Below are 19,975 nucleotides of genomic sequence, written 5' to 3'. Positions count from 1 at the left end.
TCAACGCCCTCCTCCCGCGGTCACCCCGATCACCTCGTCGAACACCGAGCACAGCGCGTGGACCAGGGCCAGGTGCAGCTCCTGCACGGTGGCGGTGCTCGGCGACTCCACCGCCACGGCCCCGTCGCAGATCGCGGCGAGCGTGTTCGGCGCGGGCCCGGTCAACGCCCAGGTGGTCATGCCGATCTCGTGCGCGCTCTTGACCGCGGCCAGCACGTTCTGGCTGCGGCCGCTGGTGGACAGCGCGATGAGCACGTCACCGCGGCGGCCGTGCGCCCGGACCCCGCGGGCGAACATCTCCTGCTCGCCGTAGTCGTTGAGCACGGCGGTGAGCGCGGAAGTCTCGGCGTGCAGCGAGATCGCCGAGTACGGCCTGCGGTCGTGCAGGAACCGGCCCACGAACTCGCCGGTGAGGTGCTGGGCCTCGGCGGCGCTGCCCCCGTTCCCGCAGGCGAGCAGCCTGCCGCCGGAGCCGAGGACGTCGGCGAGCCGCCGCCCCCACTGCTCGATCGTGGCCGCCGAGGCGCTGGTGCGCGCAGCGGCGTCGGCCAGGTCCGCGAAGTGCCGTTCGATCATCGCGCGCCTCCCGTCCGCGCGGGCAGCGGCGCCCTTCGGCGCACCGCCCCCCGATAGGCGGTCTCCACCTCGTCGGCGAGGCCCGCCCAGCCGTAGCGTTCCCGGACCCGCGCCGCACCGGCCGCGCCGAGCCGGTCCCGGCGACCCCGGTCGGCGAGCAGGGACCGCAGCTCGCGCGCCAGCCCGTGGTGGTCGCGCGGTGGGACGAACAGGCCGGTGCCGTCCTGCACCACGGTGTCCAGGTGCCCGCCGACCGAGGTGACCAAGATCGGCGTGCCGCAGGCCATCGCCTCCAGCGGCACCGTCCCGAACGGCTCGTACCAGGGGACGCTGACCACCACGTCCGCCGAGCGGTACCAGTCCGGCGTCTCGTCGTGCGGCACCTGACCGGCGAAGCGGACCCGGTCGCGCACCCCGTGCCGCGCGGCGACGTCGCGCAGCCGCGCCACCTCCGGGTCGGCGTCCCACTCGGCGGCGCCCGGCCCGCCGACGACGACGAGCTCGGCGTCGGGGATCTCGGCGAGCGCGCGGATCGCGGTGTCCACGCCCTTGCGCTCCACCAGGCGGCCGATGCTGAGGACGCGGGGCCGCCCGCCGCGCTCCGGCCGCGGGCCGGGGGCGAACACGTCCAGGTCGATGCCGCAGGGCACCACCCGCAGCCGGTGCCGCGGCGCGCCCATCGCCACCAGCTCCCGGACCTCGTCCGAGCAGGTCGCCAGCACCAGGTCCGCGTCCCGGGCGAGCCGGGCCTCGACGGCCTCCCGCTCCGGGGGGCTGGTGTCCTCGGCACCCTGGTGGGCGCGCTTGACCCGGCCCAGCGCGTGGAAGGTCTGCAGCACCGGGACGTCGAGCCCGGCGGCACCGCGGTGCGCCGCCACCCCGCTCATCCAGAAGTGCGCGTGCACCAGGTCCGGTGGCCGCACCGCCCAGCGGTCGGCGAGGCGGTCGCCGAACTCGGCCATGTGCGGCAGGAGTTCGTCCTTCGGCAGCGGGCGGGGCGGGCCGGCGTCCACGTGCGCGACGGTCACCCCGGCGGCGGCGCGCACGTTCGGCGGCAGCTCCGGGGAGTCCCGCCTGGTGTGCACCACGACCTCGTGGCCGCGGCGCCCCAGTTCCGCGGCGAGCGCCGCCACCTGCACGTTCTGCCCGCCCGCGTCGGCGCCGCCGAGCGCGGCCAGCGGGCTCGCGTGCTCGGAGACCAGGTCGAACCTCATGCCGTCACCTCCTTGAGGAGCACGTCCCAGTCGGCCAGGAACCGGCTGAGCGGGTAGCGGCGGAGCGCCGCGCGGCGGGCGGCCCCGCCCATCTCGCGCGCCAGGTCCGCGTCCGCGAGCAACGCCCGCACCGCGACCACGAGCGCCCCCGGATCGGTGGACAGCACCCCGGCGTCGGCCGGGACCGCCTCGACCGCCTCGGTGGTGGCCAGCGCGACGACCGGCATGCCGAGGTGCATCGCTTCGACCAGCGCCAGCCCGAGCGACGTCCACCGGTACGGGTGCAGGTAGAGGCGGCGGCGGGCCAGCGCGCGGTGCATCTCCCGCTGCGGCGGGTCCTCGTGCGCGCGCACGCGCTCCGGGTCCAGGCCCAGGTGCCCGGGGAGCTCGGTGACGCGCATGCCGAACACGTCGAGCGGTGCGGCCACCGCGAACCGCGGCAGCAGGTCGGCGCCGGTGATCCGGGCCCGCCGCACCGGGTCGTTGACGACGACGCCCGCCCGCGGTTCCTCGCCGGTGTAGCGGGGTCCGGGGTCGACGACGCCGTGCTCGATGACGGTGGTGGGTGCGCGGCCGTTGTCCCAGAACACCGAGTTGAAGTGGGTGACGTGCACGAGCGGGATGTCCGCGCGCCCGGCCACCGGGTGCGCGGAGTCGACGGGGGCGCCGCGCGGGGTGTCGTGCTCCACGTACACCGCCGGGACGTCCACGCCGGGCTTGCGCCCGAGCCACCGCTCGGTGAGCTCCAGGTCGCGGGGCCGTTGCAGCACCACCACGTCGACCTCGGCGGTGCGCAGCTGCTCCAGGGCGACCTCGACGGCCCGCTCCGGCCACCGGTAGGTCCGCGCGCGGCCGCGGCCGTCGGCGTCCCGCCGCGGCGTCACCGGCACCAGGTAGGTGTGGTCGCCCTGCACGAACGACGTGGTCCACGCGCCGTGCACGTGCCAGATCAGGATTCGCACCGCACCGCCCCCCGCAACCGCTCCACGGCCCGCAGCACCTCGTCGGGGCCGACCCCGGCCAGGCAGGGGTGCCCGGGCACCGGGCAGTCCCGGGCCCGGGTGCCGCGGCACGGCGCGCCCTGGTCGCCGAGCAGCTCCACCGGCACCCCGTGCGGCGACCAGCGCTCGGCGGGCACCACGGGCGCGAACAGGGACACCACCGGGGTGCCGACCGCGGCCGCCAGGTGCGCGGGCCCGGTGTTGGGCGCGACGACGACGTCGGCGCCGTCCAGCACCGCGCCCAGCCCGGCGAGGTCGGTGCGACCGCCCAGGTCCAGCCCGTCCTCGCCCGCCACCAGCGCGGTGCGGGCCTTCTCCTGCGGCGCCCCGGTCACCACGACCCGGTGCCCGGCGGCGGCCAGCGCGCGCACGGCGGCGGCGCAGTGCTCGGTGGGCCACTGCCGCGCGGGCGCGGTCGCGCCGGGGTGCAGCACGACGTAGCCCGGTTCGCCCACCAGCCCGGACACGTCCGGCAGCGGCCGCCGCACCGCGAGCCCGCCGTCGTCGCCGGGCGGCGGCGCGTACCCGGCGGCCCGCGCCAGCGACAGGGCCCGCTCGGACTCCGGCGGATCGCCCTCGACGCGGTGGCGCAGGTCCAGCAGCGAACCCGGGTAGTCCTCGCTGATCGCGCCGATCCAGCCGACGCCCGCCATCCGCAGCAGCAGCGCCAGCGGCAGCGCCGACTGGTGGAAGGAGGTGAACACGAGCGCGGCGCGCGGACCGATGGAACCGATCAGCTCGACGAACCGCCGCACCTGCGCCGGGTCGACCGCGCCGGGCTCCGGGTCGATCCACGGGACGCACCACTCGACCACCCGGTCCACGCCGGGCAGCAGTTCGGCGCCGGCCCGGCCGCGCGGCCCGGCGAGCAGCACGACCTCCCGTTCGTGCGCGGCCACGGCCCGCACGGCGGGTCCGGCCAGCAGCACGTCACCGACGTTGTCGGAGCGCACGAGCAGGGCGGGGGCGCTCATCGCTCTGCCCCCAGGACCCGGTCCACGGCCTCGCCGAGGGTGGCGGCGACCTCGGCGCGCCGGTGGGCGGAGCGGATCTCGGCGGGCAGGGTGCGCGCGGTCGGCACCAGGATGGCGCGGGCCCCGGCGGCGAGCGCCGCTTCCACGTCGGCTCCCGTGTCACCGACGACGACGCAGTCCGCGGGCGCCACGTCGATCGCCGCGGCGGCTTCTTCGACCATGCCCGGCTCCGGTTTGCGGCAGGCGCAGCGCGCCGCGTCGTCGTGCGGGCACACCTGCCAGGTGCCGAACGGGCCGAGGCGCCGCTCCACCGCGTCGTTGACGGCGGCGACCTGCGCCTCGTCCAGCAGGCCCCGGGCGATGCCGGACTGGTTGCTGATCACGCCGATCCGCAGCCCCCGCTCGCGCAGCCGCCGCAGCGCCGCCTCCGCCCCGGCCACCGGTTCGACCAGCGCGGGTTCGCCGTTGTACGGCACGTCCCGGATGAGGGTGTCGTCGCGGTCGAACAGCACCGCGGCGGGCGTGCTCCTCCGGGGCCGCGACCGCGCCAGCTCGCCGCGGACGCGGTGCCGGACCGCGACCGGCGGGATCAGCGCGCTCGTCACCACCATGCGGGTGATCTCCGCCGCGGTGCGCGGCCCGGGGAGGATGCGCCGCAGCGCGAACTCGGCGGTCGCCAGCGCCCACACGGCGGCGGCGGTGCGGCTCGGCAGCGGGTGCTTGGCGGTGAGCAGCGCCAGCACCGCGGCGCCCGTGGTCAGCAGGTGCGCGGGCAACCTGCCGGGTCCTTCACCGATCCTGGTGCGCCAGCCGCGCCCGTGCTTGCGCCGCATCAGCACGTCGTCGGCGTTGCCGCGCTGCGCCCGCACGCTGGCGGTGAACCCGGCGGGCGGGACCGGGTGGCGGGTGGTGCGGCTCCCCGCGACCGGCCGCCTGCCGGTGGCGCGCACCCGCAGCGCCAGATCGGCGTCCTCCCGGTAGGCGCGCGGGAAGTCCTCGTCGAACCCGCCGGAGCGAACCAGCGCGTCCCGGCGGTAGGCCATGTCCGCGGTGATCCACCACGCCCCGGCGAGCCCCGCGACGTTGCGCTCCCAGTCCGTCGGCCGCCGGTCCCGCGGGAGCGGGACCTCGATGCGCGCCTGCGAGGCCGCGACCTCCGGGGGCAGCGCGGCGAGGTCGTGCTGCAACCGCCGCTTCCAGTCCTCGTCCGGCACGACGTCGTCGTCCAGGAACACCACCCATTCGGTGCCGGTCGCCCGCCATCCCGCGTTGCGGGCCCCGGCCGGCCCCCGGCCGCCGGTGCGGACGACCCGCAGCGGGGTGGCGCCCACGCCCTGCGCCAGCGGTGGCGCGGGGTTCGCGCGGTCGTCGACGACGACGATCTCCCGCGGTGGGACGCCGTCGGCGGCTTCCAACGCGTGCAGCAGGGTGCGTAGGCTCGGCCGCCCCACGGTGGGGACGACCACGGAGTACACCGCCTCGCTCATCGCGCCCACCTCCCGCGGTGCACCACGAACGGGCCGAGCGCGAGCACGTCGATCGGCGAGGAACCGAAGCACTCCAGCGCGTCCACCGGGCCGTCCACCATCGGGCGGCCCGCCGTGTTGAAGCTGGTGTTGACCACCACCGGCAGCCCGGTCTCGGCCTCGAACGCGCTCAGCATCCGCGCGAGCAGCGGTTCCCGGTCGCCGTCGACGGTCTGGATCCGCGCGGTGCCGTCCACGTGCACCACGGCCGGGATGCGATCCCGCCAGCGCTCGACGACGTCGTGCACGAACAGCATGTGCGGGCTGGGGATCGGCCCGCGGGCGAACAGCTCCCCGGCCCGTTCGGCCCGGACCATCGGGGCGACCGGCCGGAACTGCTCGCGCCCCTTGATCTCGTTGAGCCGTTCGAGGTTGTCCGCGTGGCCCGGGTGCGCCAGCAGCGAGCGGTGGCCCAGCGCGCGCGGTCCGAACTCCGAGCGCCCCTGGAACCAGGCGACGACCTCGTTGCGCGCCAACGCGGCGGCGACTTCGGCCCCGACGTCGTCGGGCTTCTCGTACGGCAGCCGCGCCGCCTCCAGGCAGGCCTGCAGTTCGGCGTCGGTGAAGCCGCGGCCGAGGTCGGCGCCGGCCATCGGCGCGACCGGTCCGCGTTCGGCGGCGACGTGCAGCGCGGCGCCGAGCGCGGTGCCCGCGTCCCCGGCGGCGGGCTGCACCCACACGTGCTCGAACGGTCCGTCGGCGGCGATCCGGGTGTTCGCCACGCAGTTCAGCGCCACCCCACCGGCGAGCGCGAGGGCGTCGGCACCGGTGCGCTCCCCCAGCCAGTTCGCCAGGTCCAGCAGCACTTCCTCGACGCGGGCCTGCGCGCTGGCGGCGAGCTTCGCGTGCACTTCGGACAGTTCGGCCCCCGGTGCGCGGCGCGGCGCCCAGCGGTTCCAGTCGACGGGGTCGACCTCGAAACCTCCGCCGCCGCAACGGATCCGCTCGGTGAGTTCGGGGAGGAACTCGGGTTCGGCGTAGGCGGCCAGCGCCATCACCTTGTACTCGTCGCTGGAGCGGCGGAACCCGAGGTGTTCGGTCAGGTCCTCGTACATCAGGCCGAGCGAGTGCGGAAGTCGTTGCTGTGCCAGCACTTCCAGCCGACCGCCGCGGTAGTGCCCGGCGAGCATCGACGTGCTCTCGCCCCTGCCGTCGACGGTGAGCACCGCGCAGTCCGGCCACGGCGCGGCGAGTCCGGCGGACGCGGCGTGCGCCACGTGGTGCGGCACGAACCGCACCCGCTCGGGCGGCAACCCGGGCAGCGCCGTCGCGAGGAACCGGGGCGCGTGCTCGGCGTAGGTCGTGCGCAGCCACTCCCAGGCCGGGTAGATGTCCGGCGCGTCCCGGTCGACCAGCGACGGGTCGTAGGAGCACGCGACCGCGTCGAGCTCACCGGGTTCGAGGCCCGCGTCCCGCAGGCACCAGGCGGCGGCCCGCACCGGTTGTTCCCAGGCCGCGAACGGCACCGGTTCCTTCCCGTGCTTGCGGCGGGAGAAGCGCTCCTCCTCCGCCGCCGCGACGACTTCCCCGTCCACCACGAGCGCGGCGGACGGGTCGTGGAAGACCGCGTTGATGCCGAGGACGCGCACGATCGGACCTCCGGGACTTCGGAAGGATTCCTGCCGCGTTCCTCCGGAAGTCGAAGGACCCGCACCACATCGCTACCCAACGAAGCGGCTCTCCCAAACCGCGGCCTCCGGCCCGGCACCGCCATTTTTCCCCGCACAGAGCGGAAATGCCGCGTTCCGGATCCGCGGCGTCGCGTCCCGACCAGGCGCGGAGCCGGGATCAGCGGGAGTTCGCCGCCCCGTCGCGCAGGAAGTCCACGGTCCGGTCGAGGGCGTGCCGCGCCTCCGGAAGCCGTTGCAGGATCCAGCCGTGGAACATGCCCTCGTACTCCTCGTAGTCGATCGCGGCACCGTTCGCGCGGGCGAGGGCCTCCAGCCGCCGCGCGTCGGACAGCAGCACGTCCCGGGTGCCGCTGAGCACCCGCATCGGCGCCAGGCCGCCGAGCCGCCCGTACAGCGGGCTCACCCGCGGGTCGTGCGGGTCGAGATCTCCCGCGTAGAGCAGCCCGGCCTCGCGCAGCCCGGCGATGGCCAGGTACGGGTCCTGTCGGTCGAGCGCGGGCATCGACGGGTGACTCACCGCGATGTCCAGCCACGGCGAGATGAGCACGAGGCGACCGGGTTGGGGGAGACCGAGCTCGGCGCAGCGCTGCGCGAGGTGCAGGCTCAGCGCGCCGCCGGCCGAATCGCCCATCACCACCTGGTCCTCCGGCGCGGCGGTGGCGGCGGTGCGCTGGAACGACGACCACACCATCGGCAAGGTCTCCGAGTAGCGGTACGCCGGTGCGAGCGGGTAGATCGGCACCGACACCGTCGCGCCGGTGCGGGCGATCAGGCGATCGATGAAATCCCAGTGGGCGCCCTCGATCTGGTGCACGTAGGCGCCGCCGTGCAGGTACAGCACGTGCCGCGGGCTGCGGGGTTCCGGCGGCGCGATCGTGTAGCAGGAGTGGCCGTCCACGTCGAGCTCGGTGACCTCGAACCGGTCGCGGAACGACGCGGGCAGCTGGGCGTGCTCGGATTCGTGGCTCTCGGCGCTGCGGCGCAGCAGTGCTGGGTCGGCGAACACGCGCTTGCGCCGGGTCAGCCGGTACTTGCCGATCGTCAGCCTGCTCTGCCAGCTCACCATCGCCGAACTTCCTCCGGTCGTGGTCGTGGAACCGTCCGCCGCGCGGGGTTTCCCGGCCGAGCCGCGGCAAAACCGGCCGGCCGCACCCGGTCGCCGGGCGGTCCGGTCGACGGCCGCGTCACCGGCGGACCGCGCTGCGTCCGGCGGCGGGCAGCGGTAGCCCCCACTCCGCGGCGAGCCCGTCGACGGCCCACCGCAGACCGGTGCGCAGCTCGACGCGCGGCGTCCAGCCCAGCAGCGTCGCGGCCAGTGCGATGTCCGGGCAGCGGCGTGCCGGGTCGTCGGTGGCGGCGCTGCGGTGCTCGATCGCCGAGCGGGTTCCGGTGAGCTCGCGGACGAGCTCGGCGACGTCGAGAACGGTCCGCTCGTCCGGGTTGCCGATGTTGATCGGGCCGGTGCCGCCGTGGCGCGCGAGGTCGAGGATGCCGCGCACGGTGTCGCCGACCCAGCACAGCGATCGGGTCTGCTCGCCGGAACCGAGGACCACCAGCGGATCGCCGCGCAGGGCGCGGCGGATGAACGACGGCACCATGCGCCCGTCGTCCTCGGCCATGCCCGGCCCGTAGGTGTTGAACAGGCGCACGATCCCGGCGTCCACGCCGCGCTGCCGCGCGAACGCGAGCGTCAACGCCTCGGCGTAGCGCTTGCCCTCGTCGTACACCGCGCGCGGGCCGATCGGGTTGACGTTGCCCCAGTAGCTCTCCCGCTGCGGGTGCTCGCGCGGGTCGCCGTAGACCTCGCTGGTGGAGGTGAGCACGAAGCGCGCTCCCTTCGCCGCCGCCAGTTCCAGCGCGTTCCGGCATCCGCTGCCGCCGACGAGGATGGTCTCGACCGGGAGGCGCTGGTAGTGCTCGGGTGAGGCGAGCGAGGCCAGGTGCGCCACCAGGTCCACCGGGCCGGGGACCTCCCACGGCTCGGTGACGTCGTGGCGCACCGCCCGGAAGCGGTCGGACCCGGCGAGGTCGGCGACGTTGCGCGGGTCGCCGGTGCTGAAGTCGTCCACGCAGAGCACGTCGGTGCCGGTCTCGACCAGTGATCGGCACAGGTGCGCGCCGAGGAATCCCGCGCCGCCGGTGACCACCGCGCGGCGGAAGTGCCTGTGGGACAACGGTTCCTCCTCCCCGGGCCGGTCGATCCCGGTCCGGTTCGCTCCCGGCCCGGTCCGCGACGAGCCGGTGCGCCCCGAGCCCGATGAGTCCTCGACCCGGTGAGCCCCCAGCCCAGTGGCCCCGACCTGATGAGCCCCGACCTGATGAGCCCCGACCTGATGAGCCGAGTACCCCCGCGCGCGCCGCGACGAAACCCGGGGGTAGCGCCGCCCGCGACCGGGTAGGCCCACGTGGGGGTCGAACCGGAGGGAGTGCGCATGCGGGTCCTGGTCCTCGGCTGGGCGAGCTTCCTGCACGGGGAGGCGACTGCGGGTGATGTCGCCGCCGCCGAGGCGGTTGCCGGTGCCGCCGCCTCGGCCGGGTTCCGCTGCGACGTCGCCTGGAGCCCCGGTTTCCGGCCCGGGGAGCTGACCGTGGCGGAGGCGGCGCGGCGCGACTACGAGGTCGTGGTGTTCGCGTGCGGACCGCTGCACGGCGCGCAGGTGCGCGAGGTCCACCGGCTGTTCCCGCGCGCCCGGCGCATCGCGGTGGGCGCGTCCGTGCTCGACTGGTCGGACCCGGTCGTGACCGGCTTCCACCGGGTGCTGCCGCGCGACGCACCCGGCAGCCCGCCCGTGGTCGACCTGGCCGCGGAGGTGGGGCGCGCCGAGGTCCCGGTGGCGGGGATCGTGCTCGCCGGTGGCCAACCGGAGTACGGCGGGCGCGGTCGGCACGAGGACGTGCACCGGGTGCTGCGGTCCTGGCTGGCCGGGGTCGCGTGCGCGCCGGTCGAGCTGGACACCCGGCTGGATCCGGGTTCGTGGCGCCACTGTGGCACTCCGGAGCGGTTCGCGGCGCTCGTGGCGCGCACCGACGTGGTGGTCACGACCCGGTTGCACGGCCTGGTGTTCGCGCTCGGCGCCGGGGTGCCCGCGCTGGCGGTCGATCCGGTGCGCGGCGGCGGGAAGGTGGCGGCGCAGGCGGCCGCCTGGGGATGGCCCGCGGTGGCCGTTGCCGAGGAGGTGCTCGCCGACGGTGGCGTGCTCGACGCGCGGTGGGCGTGGTGCACCTCCGCGGACGGTGCGCGACGCGCGGGCGAACTCGCCACCGGGGTTCGGCGCGCGGGGATCGCCGCCGTGCTGGACGAGCTGCGGGCCGCCGCCCCGGCGGTGCCCGCGCCGAGCGCCGGGCGCTGAGCGGTGGCGGCCGTCGTCGACTGCTCGGCGCTGCTGCGCGCCGCCGCGCCCGAGGCGGCCAGCGCCGGGGTCGTGGTCGTGACCGGCGGGGAGCCGGACCTGCGGTGCTGCACCGATCGGCGGGCGCGCCAGCTGGACCTGGTGCAGTTCCTGCTCGGCAGCGGGCCGTGCGTCGAGGCGGCGCGGGGCCGCACCGCCCGCGCCAACACCACCGAGATCCGCACGCACTGGCCGGATTTCGCGCTGTGCGCGCGCACCCTGCACGTGCACAGCTTTCTGTGCGCGCCGCTGCTGCTCGACGACGAGGTGGTCGCCACGCTCGACCTCTACGGCGACCGCTCGTACGCGTTCGACCGGATCGACGAGCACCGGATGGCCGGGCTGGCCGGGGCCGCCACCGCCGCGTTGCGCCGCGGTGCCGCTCCCCTCGCACCGCCGCGGCGGCGGAGAACGCTCCGATGAGCACCGCGACGGACACGACGATCGTGATCGCCACCCGGGACCGGGAGCGGGAACTGCTGCGCACGCTCGGCGCGCACGCGCGGTCCCACCCGCGCACCCCGGTCGTCGTGGTGGACAACGGATCCGCGGTGCCGCTGGCCCCCGCGGTGCACCGCGAATTCCCGGACGTCCGGGTGCTGACCTCGCCGCGCAACCTGGGCGCGGTGGCGCGGAACTTCGGCGTGCGGCACGCGGGCACGACGTACGTGGCGTTCAGCGACGACGACTCGTGGTGGGCGCCGGGCGCGCTGGCCGCCGCCGAGGACGTGCTCGACGCGCACCCGCACCTGGCGCTGGTGGCGGCCACGACCCTGGTGGGCCCGGAAGAGCGGCCGGACCCGGTGGTCGCCGAGATGGCGCGCAGCCCGCTGCGCGGCTCGCACCCGGTGCCCGGCCCGGCGCTGCTCGGGTTCACGGCCTGCTCGGCGGTGGTGCGCCGGGAGGCGTTCGCGGCGGTGGGCGGGTTCAGCCCGCTGCTGTTCTTCGTCGGCGAGGAGAAGCTGCTGTCCTACGACCTGGCCGCCGCGGGCTGGGACCTGGCGTTCGTGGCGTCGGTCGTGGCCCACCACCACCCGTCGCCGCACCGGCAGAGCTCGCACCGGCGGGACGCCACCGAGCGGCGGAACGGGGTGCTGATCAGCTGGTTGCGCCGTCCACTTCGGACGGCCGCCGCGGAGTCGGTCCGATTGCTGCGCGACGCGGTGCGCGACCCGGTGGCGCGGGCGGCGCTGCCCGGCGCGCTGCGGCGCCTGCCGGAAGCGCTGGCCCGGCGGCAGCGGCTGCCCCGTCGAGTCGAAGCGGCCGTCCGCCTGCTCGGCCACTGAGCCCTGCTCGCGGGTTGGCGGCTCAGCCGACGTAGCGGCGCGCCACCGAGGTGCGCTGCGGTTCTTCCAGCAGCCGCAGCTGCGCTTCCAGCTCCGGTGGGACGCACCGCCGTTCCCGCAGCAGCCACGGCAGCGCCCGCAGCACCCCGCCGACCGCCGCGACCGTGTGCCGGTCCTTCGGGCAGCCGGCCAGCACGCTCGCGCTGCGCCGCAGCGCCGCGCCGAGCGGTCGCCGCGCCCAGGTCGTCAGCAGGGTGTTGCGGATGCCGAGCCTGCGCCGCCCGCGCGAGTCGCGGCGCCCGGACGGGCGGTGGTGCACCACGACCTCCTCGGCCCAGCACAGCCACCAACCGGCGCCCACCAGGTCGATCGCCAGCAGCTCCTCCTCGCCGCCCAGCCACAACCGCTCCGAGAACCCGCCCGCCGCGCGGAACGCGCTCACCCGCACGGTGGTCAGCCCGGCCATCACGCTCAGCAGCGCGGTGCCCGGCAGCCACGGCGGCGCGGGCACCGGCGAGTCGCGCAGCTCCGGGGTCAGCGGATCCTCGACGAGATCGGGTTCCACCAGGCAGCGGCCCATCACCGCGCCGATGTCCGGGTGCCGGTCCAGCAGGTCGACCGCGGTGCGGATCGCCCCCGGCTGCCAGCGCACGTCGTCGTCGCAGAACGTCACGTACGGGGTGGTCGCGCAGCGCACCGCGTGGTTGCGCGCGACCGCACCGGCGTTGACCGGCTCCACCAGCACGGTCACCTCGGGGAAGCGGGCCCGGACGGCTTCCGCGCTGCCGTCGCCGGAGGCGTTGTCGACGACGATCACGGGCGCCCGTTCGGGCAGCGCGGTCATGTGTTCCAGCGTCCGCAGCAGTTCTTCCCGGCGGTCGTGGGTGATCACCACGCCCGTCGAGCGGGCTCCGGTGCTCACCCGACCGGCGGGTCGGGAAGTTCCGGTTTCGCGGGCGCCTCCGGCGCGTCCGGTTTCGCCGGCTCCCGGGGTGGTTCCGGTGCGGGAGCGGTCGGCGGGTCCGGGACCTCGGGGGCGTCGGGTTCTTCGGCGGGCGGGGGTTCGCGTCGCGGGACCTGCTGCAGCATCGCCTCTCCGATCGCTCGGCGTCCGCTCGGAGCCGAGGACTACCCGCGCGCCCGGCCGCGCACACCGGCCGGTGCCGACGATCACCGCTGGACGCCCGCGATGATTGCGGGCGGACCACGCCGGGTAGGCGGGTGCGAAGTCCCCGCACGGTGAGGAAAGCATGGTCTCCCACGTCTTCGTACTCGGTCTCGACGAGCGCAACCTGGACACGTTGCGCGGCCTGCCCGCACTCTCCGACTGCCGATTGCACCCGCTGCTGGACGTCGACCGGCTCGTGCACGTCGACGAGATCGACCTGCCCGCGCTGCTGGAGGAGGCCGATCGCGAACTGGACGCCTCCGGCGGGCCGGTGGACGCGATCGTCGGCTACTGGGACTTCCCGGTCAGCTCGCTGGTGCCGATGCTGTGCGAACGGCGCGGCCTGCCCGCCGCCGACCTGCGGGCCGTCGTGCAGTGCGAGCACAAGTACTGGAGCCGCGTGGTGCAATCGGAGGTCATCGACGAGGTGCCGCGCTTCGGCCTCGTCGACGTCGACGAGGACACCGCGCCCCCGGCGGGCGTGCGCTACCCGATGTGGGTCAAGCCGGTGAAGTCCTTCTCCTCGCAGATGGCCTACCGCGTCACCGACGACGAGGAGTTCCGCGCCGCGCTCGGCGAGATCCGGGAGGGCATCGACAAGGTCGGCAAGCCCTTCGAGGACGTCCTGGCCCGCATCGATCTCCCGGCCGAGATCGCCGACGCGGGCGGGCGCTCCTGCGTCGCGGAGGAGGCGGTCAGCGGGCGGCAGGTCACCGTGGAGGGCTACGACCCGGGCGACGGGGTGCGGGTCCACGGCGTCATCGACTCCGTGCAGTACCCCGGCACGTCGAGCTTCCTGCGCTACCAGTACCCGTCCTCGCTGCCGGACGAGGTGATCCGGCGGATCACCGACGCCACCAGGCGCGTCATCGAGCACATCGGACTCCGCCACGTCCCGTTCAACGTGGAGTTCTTCTGGGACGAGGAGTCCGGCGCCGTGCACCTGCTGGAGATCAACGCCCGGCACTCCCAGTCGCACGCGCCGCTGTTCGAGGACGTGGACGGTGCGCCGAACCACCAGATCCTGGTGCAGCTCGGCCTCGGCCGGGACCCGGACTTCCCGCACCGCCGCGGGGAGCAAGCGGTCGCCGGCAAGTGGTTCTACCGGACGTTCGAGGACGGCGTGGTGCGCCGCGCCCCCACCGCCGAGGAGGTCGCCGCGGTGGAGCGCGACCACCCCGGCGTCCGGGTGCACCTGATGGCCGAGCAGGGCGTCCGGCTGTCCGAGCTGCCCGACCAGGACAGCTACAGCTACGAACTGGCCCACCTCTACATCGGTGCCGCCGACCCGCAGGAGCTCCGGAAGAAGTACGAGCGCTGCGTCCACGACCTGCCCTTCGACATCGATCGAACAGGAGGAACCGCATGAGGGCGGTGACGAACCTCCCGCACGAGGTCCGCGCCGAGGAGCACGTGTGGATCCCGTTGCCGGACGGGACCCGGCTGGCCGCGAAGATCTGGCGGCCGGTGTCCTCCGACGACGAGCCGTGCCCCGCCGTGCTGGAGTTCATCCCGTACCGCAAGCGCGACCTGACCGCGCTGCGCGACTCGATCCACCACCCGTACCTGGCCGGGCACGGCTACGCGTGCCTGCGCGTGGACCTGCGCGGCAGCGGTGAATCCGAGGGCGTGCTCACCGACGAGTACCTGGAGCAGGAGCTGCGCGACGGCGAGGACGTGCTCGCGTGGATCGCGAAGCAGCCCTGGTGCACCGGCCGCACCGGGATGATGGGCATCTCCTGGGGCGGCTTCAACGCGCTGCAGCTGGCCGCGCGCGGGCCCGAGAGCCTCGGCGCGATCGCCGCGGTGTGCTTCACCGACGACCGCTACGCCGACGACGTGCACTACATGGGCGGTTGCCTGCTCAGCGACAACCTGTCCTGGGCGTCGACGATGTTCGCCTACAACTCCTGCCCGCCCGACCCGGCGCTGGTCGGCGACCGCTGGCGGGAGATGTGGCACGAGCGGCTGGAGGGCAGCGGCCTGTGGCTGCGGGAGTGGCTGGAGCACCAGCGCCGCGACGACTACTGGCGGCACGGCTCGGTGTGCGAGGACTACTCGTCGGTGCGGTGCCCGGTGCTCGCGGTCAGCGGCTGGGCCGACGGATATTCGAACGCGGTGTTCCGCACGCTGGAGAACCTCGACGTCCCGCGCAAGGGTCTGATCGGCCCGTGGTCGCACAAGTACCCGCACCTGGGCCAGCCCGGCCCCGCCGTCGGCTTCCTGCAGGAACTGGTGCGCTGGTGGGACCGCTGGCTCAAGGACGTCGACAACGACGTGCTGGACGGGCCGATGCTCACCACCTGGATGCAGGACAGCGTGCCGCCGTCCACCGCCTACGCCGAACGGCCCGGCCGGTGGGTGGGCGACCCGGAATGGCCGTCGCCGCTGGTGGAACCGGCGCGGCACCCGCTGCGCCCGCACCACGTCGGGCTGCCCGGCGCGGAACCGGAGGAGGCCGAGCTGGTGGTGCAGTCGCCGCTGTCGGTGGGCCAGTTCGCCGGGAAGTGGTGCTCCTACAACGCTCCCCCGGACCTGCCCTACGACCAGCGGGAGGAGGACGGCGGCTCGCTGGTGTTCGACACCGACGAGTTCACCGAGCGCGCCGAACTCCTCGGCGCACCGGTGCTGGACCTGGACGTGGAGGTGAGCGAACCGGTCGCGATGCTCGCCGCCCGGCTCTCCGACGTGCGGCCGGACGGTTCGGCGACCCGCGTCACCTACGGCCTGCTGAACCTCACCCACCGCGATTCGCACGACGAACCGGCGGAACTGGTGCCGGGGCGGCGGTACCGGGTGTCGGTGGCGCTCAACGGGGTGGCGCAGGCCTTCCCGCCCGGGCACCGGCTGCGGATCTCGCTGTCCACGTCCTACTGGCCGCTGGCCTGGCCGCCGCCGCGTCCGGTGCGGCTCACCGTCCACACCGGACGCAGCAGCGTGCTGCTGCCGTGGCGGCCCGGCGGCGCCGACGAACCGGAGGTGCGGCCGTTCGAGGAACCGGAAGGGGCGCCACCGGTCTCCTCCACCCCGCTGTCACCCGGGGAGGAGCGCTGGACGGTGTCCCGCGACCTCGTCGGCTACGAGTCGGCGTTGGAGGTGGTCAAGGACCTCGGCGTGGTCCGGCTCGACGACATCGACCTCGAACTGGCCCGCGACGCGTGGGAGCGCTACAGCTGGACCGGCGACGACTTCGACTCGGTGCGCGGCGAGAACGTGTGGCGGATGGGTTTCCGGCGCGACGGCTGGGACGTGCGGACCGTGACCCGCACCGTGCTCACCTCCACGCCGGAGGAGTTCCAGCTGCACGCCCAGCTCGACGCCTACGAGGACGACGAGCGGGTGCTGTCGAAGAACTGGCGGCACTCCATCCCCCGCGACCACGTGTGAGCACGCGAACGCACGACGAAGGAGGAGCACCATGTCCGCACGCAACTCTCCCCCGGCCCAGCAGCAGACCGCGCCCGGGGCGACCGAGGGGATGGTTCCCGCTCCCCGCGACGAGATGACCGAGTACCGCGGACGCGGGTTGCTCGACGGCAAGCGGGCCCTGGTCACCGGTGGCGATTCCGGCATCGGACGGGCGGTTTCGGTGGCGTTCGCCAAGGAGGGCGCCGACGTGGCCATCGCCTACCACGCCGATCTGGAGGACGCCGACGCCGAGCACACCGCCGAACTCGTCCGCGCCCAGCAACGGCAGTGCGAGCTGCACAAGACCGACCTCGGTGACGAAGCGGCCTGCCAGCGGCTCGTCGACGAGGTCGCCGCCGAGCTCGGCGGGCTCGACGTGCTCGTCAACCACGCCGGGACGCAGGCGCCGGTGGAGCGGTTCACCGACACCACCACCGAGCAGTTCGACCGCACCTTCAAGGTGAACGTCTACGCGCCGTTCTGGCTCACCCGCGCCGCCCTCGCGTACCTGCCGGCGGGGTCGGCGATCGTGAACACCGGATCGGTCAACGGGTTGCGCGGCAACAAGACCCTCATCGACTACGCGGCGAGCAAGGGCGCGGTGCACGTGCTCACCATGTCCCTCGCGCAATCCTTGGCGCAGCAGGGAATCCGGGTGAACTGCGTGGCGCCCGGTCCGGTGTGGACACCGCTGATCCCGGCCACGCTGCCGGAGGAGTCGGTGGAGGGCTTCGGCGAGCACGTGCCGATGGGGCGGATGGGCCAGCCGGACGAGATCGCCCCGTCGTACGTCTTCTTCGCCGCCGACCAGCTCTCCAGCTACTACACCGGGGAGGTCCTCGCCCCGGTGGGCGGGGAAACGCACCCGGGGTGAACGTGTGAGCCGATCTTGCGGCGGGTATCCGGGTGGCCCCGCACAGGACAGGAGGGAGATCGTGCTCGATCCCGCATCCCGTGCACCGCGGGCGTCGGTCCCGGACACCGCCCGGATCGCCGCCCGCGTGCTGCTGCCGACCTTGGCCGCCGGTGTGATCGTCCGCAGGCCGCGGGTGATGGCGTTCGCGGAGCGCAGGCAGCTCGACCGGTCCGCGATCCGGCTGCTCGCCGAACTCCGCTCCCGGTACGGGGACGGCCCGCTGCGGCTGCCGATCCCCGGCCGGGAGTTCGCCGTGGTGCTCGATCCCGCCCAGGTGCGGGACGTGCTGCGCGACTCGGCGGACCGATTCACCCCCGCGAACCTGGAGAAGCGCACCGCGCTGCGGCACTTCCAGCCGCACGCGGTGCTGATCTCGCGCGGGCGGGCGCGGGCGCGGCGGCGCGAGTTCAACGAGGACGTGCTGGAGATCGACCGGCCGGTGCACGAACTGGGACCGCGCATCGTGGAGATCACCGCGGAGGAAGGCGCTCGGCTCGCCGAGCAGGCGGGCGGGCGGCTCGACTGGGACGCGTTCGCCGCCGGGTGGTGGCGCGCCGTGCGCCGCATCGTGCTCGGTGCCGGCGCCCGGGACGACCGGCGGCTGGTCGAGCTGCTGAACGGCCTGCGCTCGGACGCGAACTGGGCGTTCCTGCACCCGCGCCGCACCGCCCGCCGCCGCGAGTTCGACCGGCGGCTGCGCGCGCACCTGTCCCGGGCGGAACCCGGCAGCCTCGCCGGGGTGATCGCCCGTGACTCGTCCGATGTGGACGGAGCGGATCAGGTGCCGCACTGGCTGTTCGCCTTCGACGCCGCCGCCATGGTGGCGTACCGCGCGCTGGCGGTGCTCACCGCGCAGCCGGAGCGGCTGCGCGCCGTGCGCGAGGAGGTCGACGGCGCGGACTCGCCGATGCTGCCGCTGCTGCGGTCCTGCGTGCTCGAATCGGTGCGGCTGTGGCCGACCACGCCCGCGCTGCTGCGCGACGCCGTCACCGAGGCGAGCTGGGGCGGCCGCACGATCCCCCGCGGCAGCGGCCTGTTCATCTACACCCCGCTGTTCCACCGGGACCGGCGCACCGTCCCCGACGCGGACCGGTTCGCCCCCGAGTCCTGGTTGGACGGTGCCGCCCAGCAGCACCCGGGTCTCGTCCCGTTCAGCGCGGGCCCCGGCCGCTGCCCCGGGGAGAACCTGGTGCTGCTCACCGCGAGCACCCTGCTCGCCGCCCTGCTGCGCGGCCACGAGTTCCGGCTGGACGGCGAGCACGAGCTGGGACCCGACGGGCCGCTGCCGCACACGCTGGACAACTTCGAGCTGGAGTTCCGCGTCGCGGCCCGCGCGGCCTCCGGGACGCGGTGAGCCGGTGCTGGAGGAGAGCGCGACCGCGGCGCCCCGCAGCCGCGCGGACCTGCCCGCGCACTGGCTGCTGACCGCGGCCGAACGCGGCAACCCGGCCACCGGCCTCGACGAACGGCACCCCGGCGGGATCGCGTGGTCCACCGGCAACTCGGTGCGCCCGCTGGTCGACGGCACCGAGTACTTCGACCGGCTCGTCCCCGCGCTGCGCGACGTCGGTGCCGGGGACCGGATCTTCTTCTCCGCCTGGATCGGCACCCGGGGCAAGCCGCTCGACGCCGAGGGCATCACCCTCGGCGAGCTGCTGCTGCGGGCGCTGCGCCGCGGCGCCTCGGTGCACGCGCTGTTCTGGTGGCCGTTCCTGACGCTGCGGCGGGACCTGGTGCCGGACAACCGCCGGTTCGCCACCGCGCTGCGCCGCCACGGCGGGGCCGCGCTGCTGGACCAGCGGGTGCGGCCGATCGGCTGCCACCACCAGAAGTTCCTGGTGGTCCGCCGTCCCGAGCGGCCGGACACCGACGTGGCCTTCCTCGGCGGGATCGACCCGTGCGCGAGCCGCCGCGACGACCACGAGCACCACGGCGACCCGGACGTGCAGACCTCCATCGACGACCGCTACGGCGCGCGACCGGCCTGGCACGACGCCCACCTGGAGGTGCGCGGCCCGGCGGTGCAGGACGTGGAGCACTGCTTCCGGGAGCGGTGGGCCGACGCCACCGCGTCCCGGCGCGGCCCGATCTCGCGGACGCGCCGGTTGTTCGCCCGGCGCGCCGACCCGCTGCCCGACCGGCTCCCGCCGCCACCGCGGTCCGGGGAGCAGGCGGTCCAGCTGCTGCGCACCTACCCGGCGAAGCGCCCGCGCTACCCGTTCGCGCCGGACGGCGAGCGCAGCGTCGCGCGCGGCTACGCGAAGGCGCTGCGCCACGCCCGGCGGCTCGTCCACGTCGAGGACCAGTTCCTGTGGTCCCCGGTGGTGGCCGAGGCGTTCGCGGCGGCACTGCGCCGGGAACCCCGGCTGCGCCTGGTCGCGGTGGTGCCGCACCGCCCGGAGAACGGCGGCGTCGTGGAGGCGGCGACCAACGACGTGGCGCACCGCGAGGCGCTGGACCTGCTGCGCGCGGCCGGCGGTGACCGGGTCGACGTGCACGACCTGGAGAACACCGCCGGGCTGCCGATCTACCTGCACTCGAAGGTCTGCGTCATCGACGACCGCTGGGCGGCGGTCGGCTCGGCGAACCTCAACCGCCGCTCCTGGGCCTACGACTCGGAGCTGACCGCGGCCGTCGTGGACGAGGGCGCGCACCCCGGGTTCGCCCGGGACCTGCGGGTGCGCCTGTGGTCCGAACACCTCGGCCGCTCCCCCGGCGACACCGCGGACCTCGCCGACCCGGTGCGCGGCGCCGCCGTGCTGCGCGAGTCAGCCGCCGCGCTCGACCGCTGGCACGCGCAGGGCCGGGCCACCTCCGCGCCCACGCCCGCCCGGACCCGTCCCCGCTCACCCGCCTCTGGGCGCGCCCCGCCCAACGCCTCCTGAT

General features: G+C 75.1%; 17 protein-coding genes. 8 read left to right on the top strand and 9 right to left on the bottom strand.

Annotated elements, in window-relative coordinates; genetic code table 11:
• The 8 genes from LCD33_RS09410 to LCD33_RS09375 all read right to left on the bottom strand — a co-directional run bounded on the left by LCD33_RS09410 (position 1) and on the right by LCD33_RS09375 (position 9,096).
• Positions 1 to 576 carry an SIS domain-containing protein gene (locus LCD33_RS09410; protein WP_224966567.1) on the bottom strand — a complete coding sequence of 192 codons (576 nt, stop codon included), beginning with the start codon at positions 574 to 576 and terminating at the stop codon, positions 1 to 3.
• Positions 573 to 1,790 (bottom strand): glycosyltransferase, encoded by a 1,218-nt coding sequence (locus LCD33_RS09405; RefSeq protein ID WP_224966568.1) that lies wholly within the window; start codon positions 1,788 to 1,790, stop codon positions 573 to 575. Before LCD33_RS09405 ends, LCD33_RS09410 begins: the two co-directional genes overlap by 4 nt.
• On the bottom strand, positions 1,787 to 2,752 hold the full coding sequence (locus LCD33_RS09400) for a glycosyltransferase (RefSeq protein ID WP_224966569.1): 966 nt from the start codon (positions 2,750 to 2,752) through the stop codon (positions 1,787 to 1,789). The genes LCD33_RS09405 and LCD33_RS09400 overlap by 4 nt, the downstream gene beginning before the upstream one ends.
• On the bottom strand, positions 2,740 to 3,765 hold the full coding sequence (locus LCD33_RS09395; protein ID WP_224966570.1) for a glycosyltransferase family 9 protein: 1,026 nt from the start codon (positions 3,763 to 3,765) through the stop codon (positions 2,740 to 2,742). The genes LCD33_RS09400 and LCD33_RS09395 overlap by 13 nt, the downstream gene beginning before the upstream one ends.
• Complete coding sequence (locus tag LCD33_RS09390; protein WP_224977731.1) at positions 3,762 to 5,252, bottom strand: HAD-IIIA family hydrolase; 1,491 nt, start codon at positions 5,250 to 5,252, stop codon at positions 3,762 to 3,764. Before LCD33_RS09390 ends, LCD33_RS09395 begins: the two co-directional genes overlap by 4 nt.
• Positions 5,249 to 6,880, bottom strand: a complete 1,632-nt coding sequence (locus LCD33_RS09385) for a carbamoyltransferase C-terminal domain-containing protein (RefSeq protein ID WP_224966572.1) — start codon at positions 6,878 to 6,880, stop codon at positions 5,249 to 5,251. Before LCD33_RS09385 ends, LCD33_RS09390 begins: the two co-directional genes overlap by 4 nt.
• A 199-nt stretch (positions 6,881 to 7,079) precedes the next feature.
• A complete protein-coding gene (locus LCD33_RS09380; protein ID WP_224966573.1) occupies positions 7,080 to 7,988 on the bottom strand; it encodes an alpha/beta hydrolase in 909 nt (302 codons plus the stop codon).
• A gap of 118 nt (positions 7,989 to 8,106) precedes the next feature.
• Positions 8,107 to 9,096: an NAD-dependent epimerase/dehydratase family protein gene (locus LCD33_RS09375; RefSeq protein WP_224977730.1), complete on the bottom strand. Its 990-nt coding sequence runs from the start codon at positions 9,094 to 9,096 to the stop codon at positions 8,107 to 8,109.
• 258 nt (positions 9,097 to 9,354) lie between these two features.
• Between LCD33_RS09375 and LCD33_RS09370 the strand changes: the two genes are divergently transcribed.
• Genes LCD33_RS09370 through LCD33_RS09360 form a run of 3 tightly spaced genes read left to right on the top strand, consistent with a single transcriptional unit; the run spans position 9,355 to position 11,597 of the window.
• Positions 9,355 to 10,272, top strand: a complete 918-nt coding sequence (locus LCD33_RS09370) for a polysaccharide pyruvyl transferase family protein (RefSeq protein ID WP_224956789.1) — start codon at positions 9,355 to 9,357, stop codon at positions 10,270 to 10,272.
• A gap of 3 nt (positions 10,273 to 10,275) precedes the next feature.
• A complete protein-coding gene (locus LCD33_RS09365; protein ID WP_224956790.1) occupies positions 10,276 to 10,734 on the top strand; it encodes a GAF domain-containing protein in 459 nt (152 codons plus the stop codon).
• Complete coding sequence (locus LCD33_RS09360; protein WP_224966575.1) at positions 10,731 to 11,597, top strand: glycosyltransferase family 2 protein; 867 nt, start codon at positions 10,731 to 10,733, stop codon at positions 11,595 to 11,597. Before LCD33_RS09365 ends, LCD33_RS09360 begins: the two co-directional genes overlap by 4 nt.
• Positions 11,598 to 11,619: 22 nt before the next feature.
• On the opposite strand, the gene LCD33_RS09355 is transcribed toward LCD33_RS09360, so the two are convergent.
• Positions 11,620 to 12,519: a glycosyltransferase gene (locus tag LCD33_RS09355; RefSeq protein ID WP_224977729.1), complete on the bottom strand. Its 900-nt coding sequence runs from the start codon at positions 12,517 to 12,519 to the stop codon at positions 11,620 to 11,622.
• Positions 12,520 to 12,847: 328 nt separating this feature from the next.
• Between LCD33_RS09355 and LCD33_RS09350 the strand changes: the two genes are divergently transcribed.
• From LCD33_RS09350 to LCD33_RS09330, 5 genes are all read left to right on the top strand, one after another.
• Positions 12,848 to 14,134 (top strand): acetyl-CoA carboxylase biotin carboxylase subunit family protein, encoded by a 1,287-nt coding sequence (locus LCD33_RS09350; protein ID WP_224977728.1) that lies wholly within the window; start codon positions 12,848 to 12,850, stop codon positions 14,132 to 14,134.
• Complete coding sequence (locus LCD33_RS09345) at positions 14,131 to 16,152, top strand: CocE/NonD family hydrolase (protein WP_224956795.1); 2,022 nt, start codon at positions 14,131 to 14,133, stop codon at positions 16,150 to 16,152. The genes LCD33_RS09350 and LCD33_RS09345 overlap by 4 nt, the downstream gene beginning before the upstream one ends.
• A 31-nt stretch (positions 16,153 to 16,183) precedes the next feature.
• A complete protein-coding gene (locus LCD33_RS09340; protein WP_224966578.1) occupies positions 16,184 to 17,047 on the top strand; it encodes an SDR family oxidoreductase in 864 nt (287 codons plus the stop codon).
• A 61-nt stretch (positions 17,048 to 17,108) separates the two neighbouring features.
• Positions 17,109 to 18,443 (top strand): cytochrome P450, encoded by a 1,335-nt coding sequence (locus tag LCD33_RS09335; protein ID WP_224966579.1) that lies wholly within the window; start codon positions 17,109 to 17,111, stop codon positions 18,441 to 18,443.
• 4 nt (positions 18,444 to 18,447) lie between these two features.
• Positions 18,448 to 19,974, top strand: a complete 1,527-nt coding sequence (locus LCD33_RS09330) for a phosphatidylserine/phosphatidylglycerophosphate/cardiolipin synthase family protein (RefSeq protein WP_224977727.1) — start codon at positions 18,448 to 18,450, stop codon at positions 19,972 to 19,974.
• Position 19,975: the final 1 nt, after the last annotated feature.

Source organism: Saccharopolyspora sp. 7B (genome assembly GCF_020177435.1).
Classification (GTDB): Bacteria; Actinomycetota; Actinomycetes; order Mycobacteriales; family Pseudonocardiaceae; genus Saccharopolyspora_C; species Saccharopolyspora_C gregorii.
The sequence above is the reverse complement of the archived record's forward strand: the minus strand, read 5'-3'. Positions and strand labels throughout refer to the sequence as shown.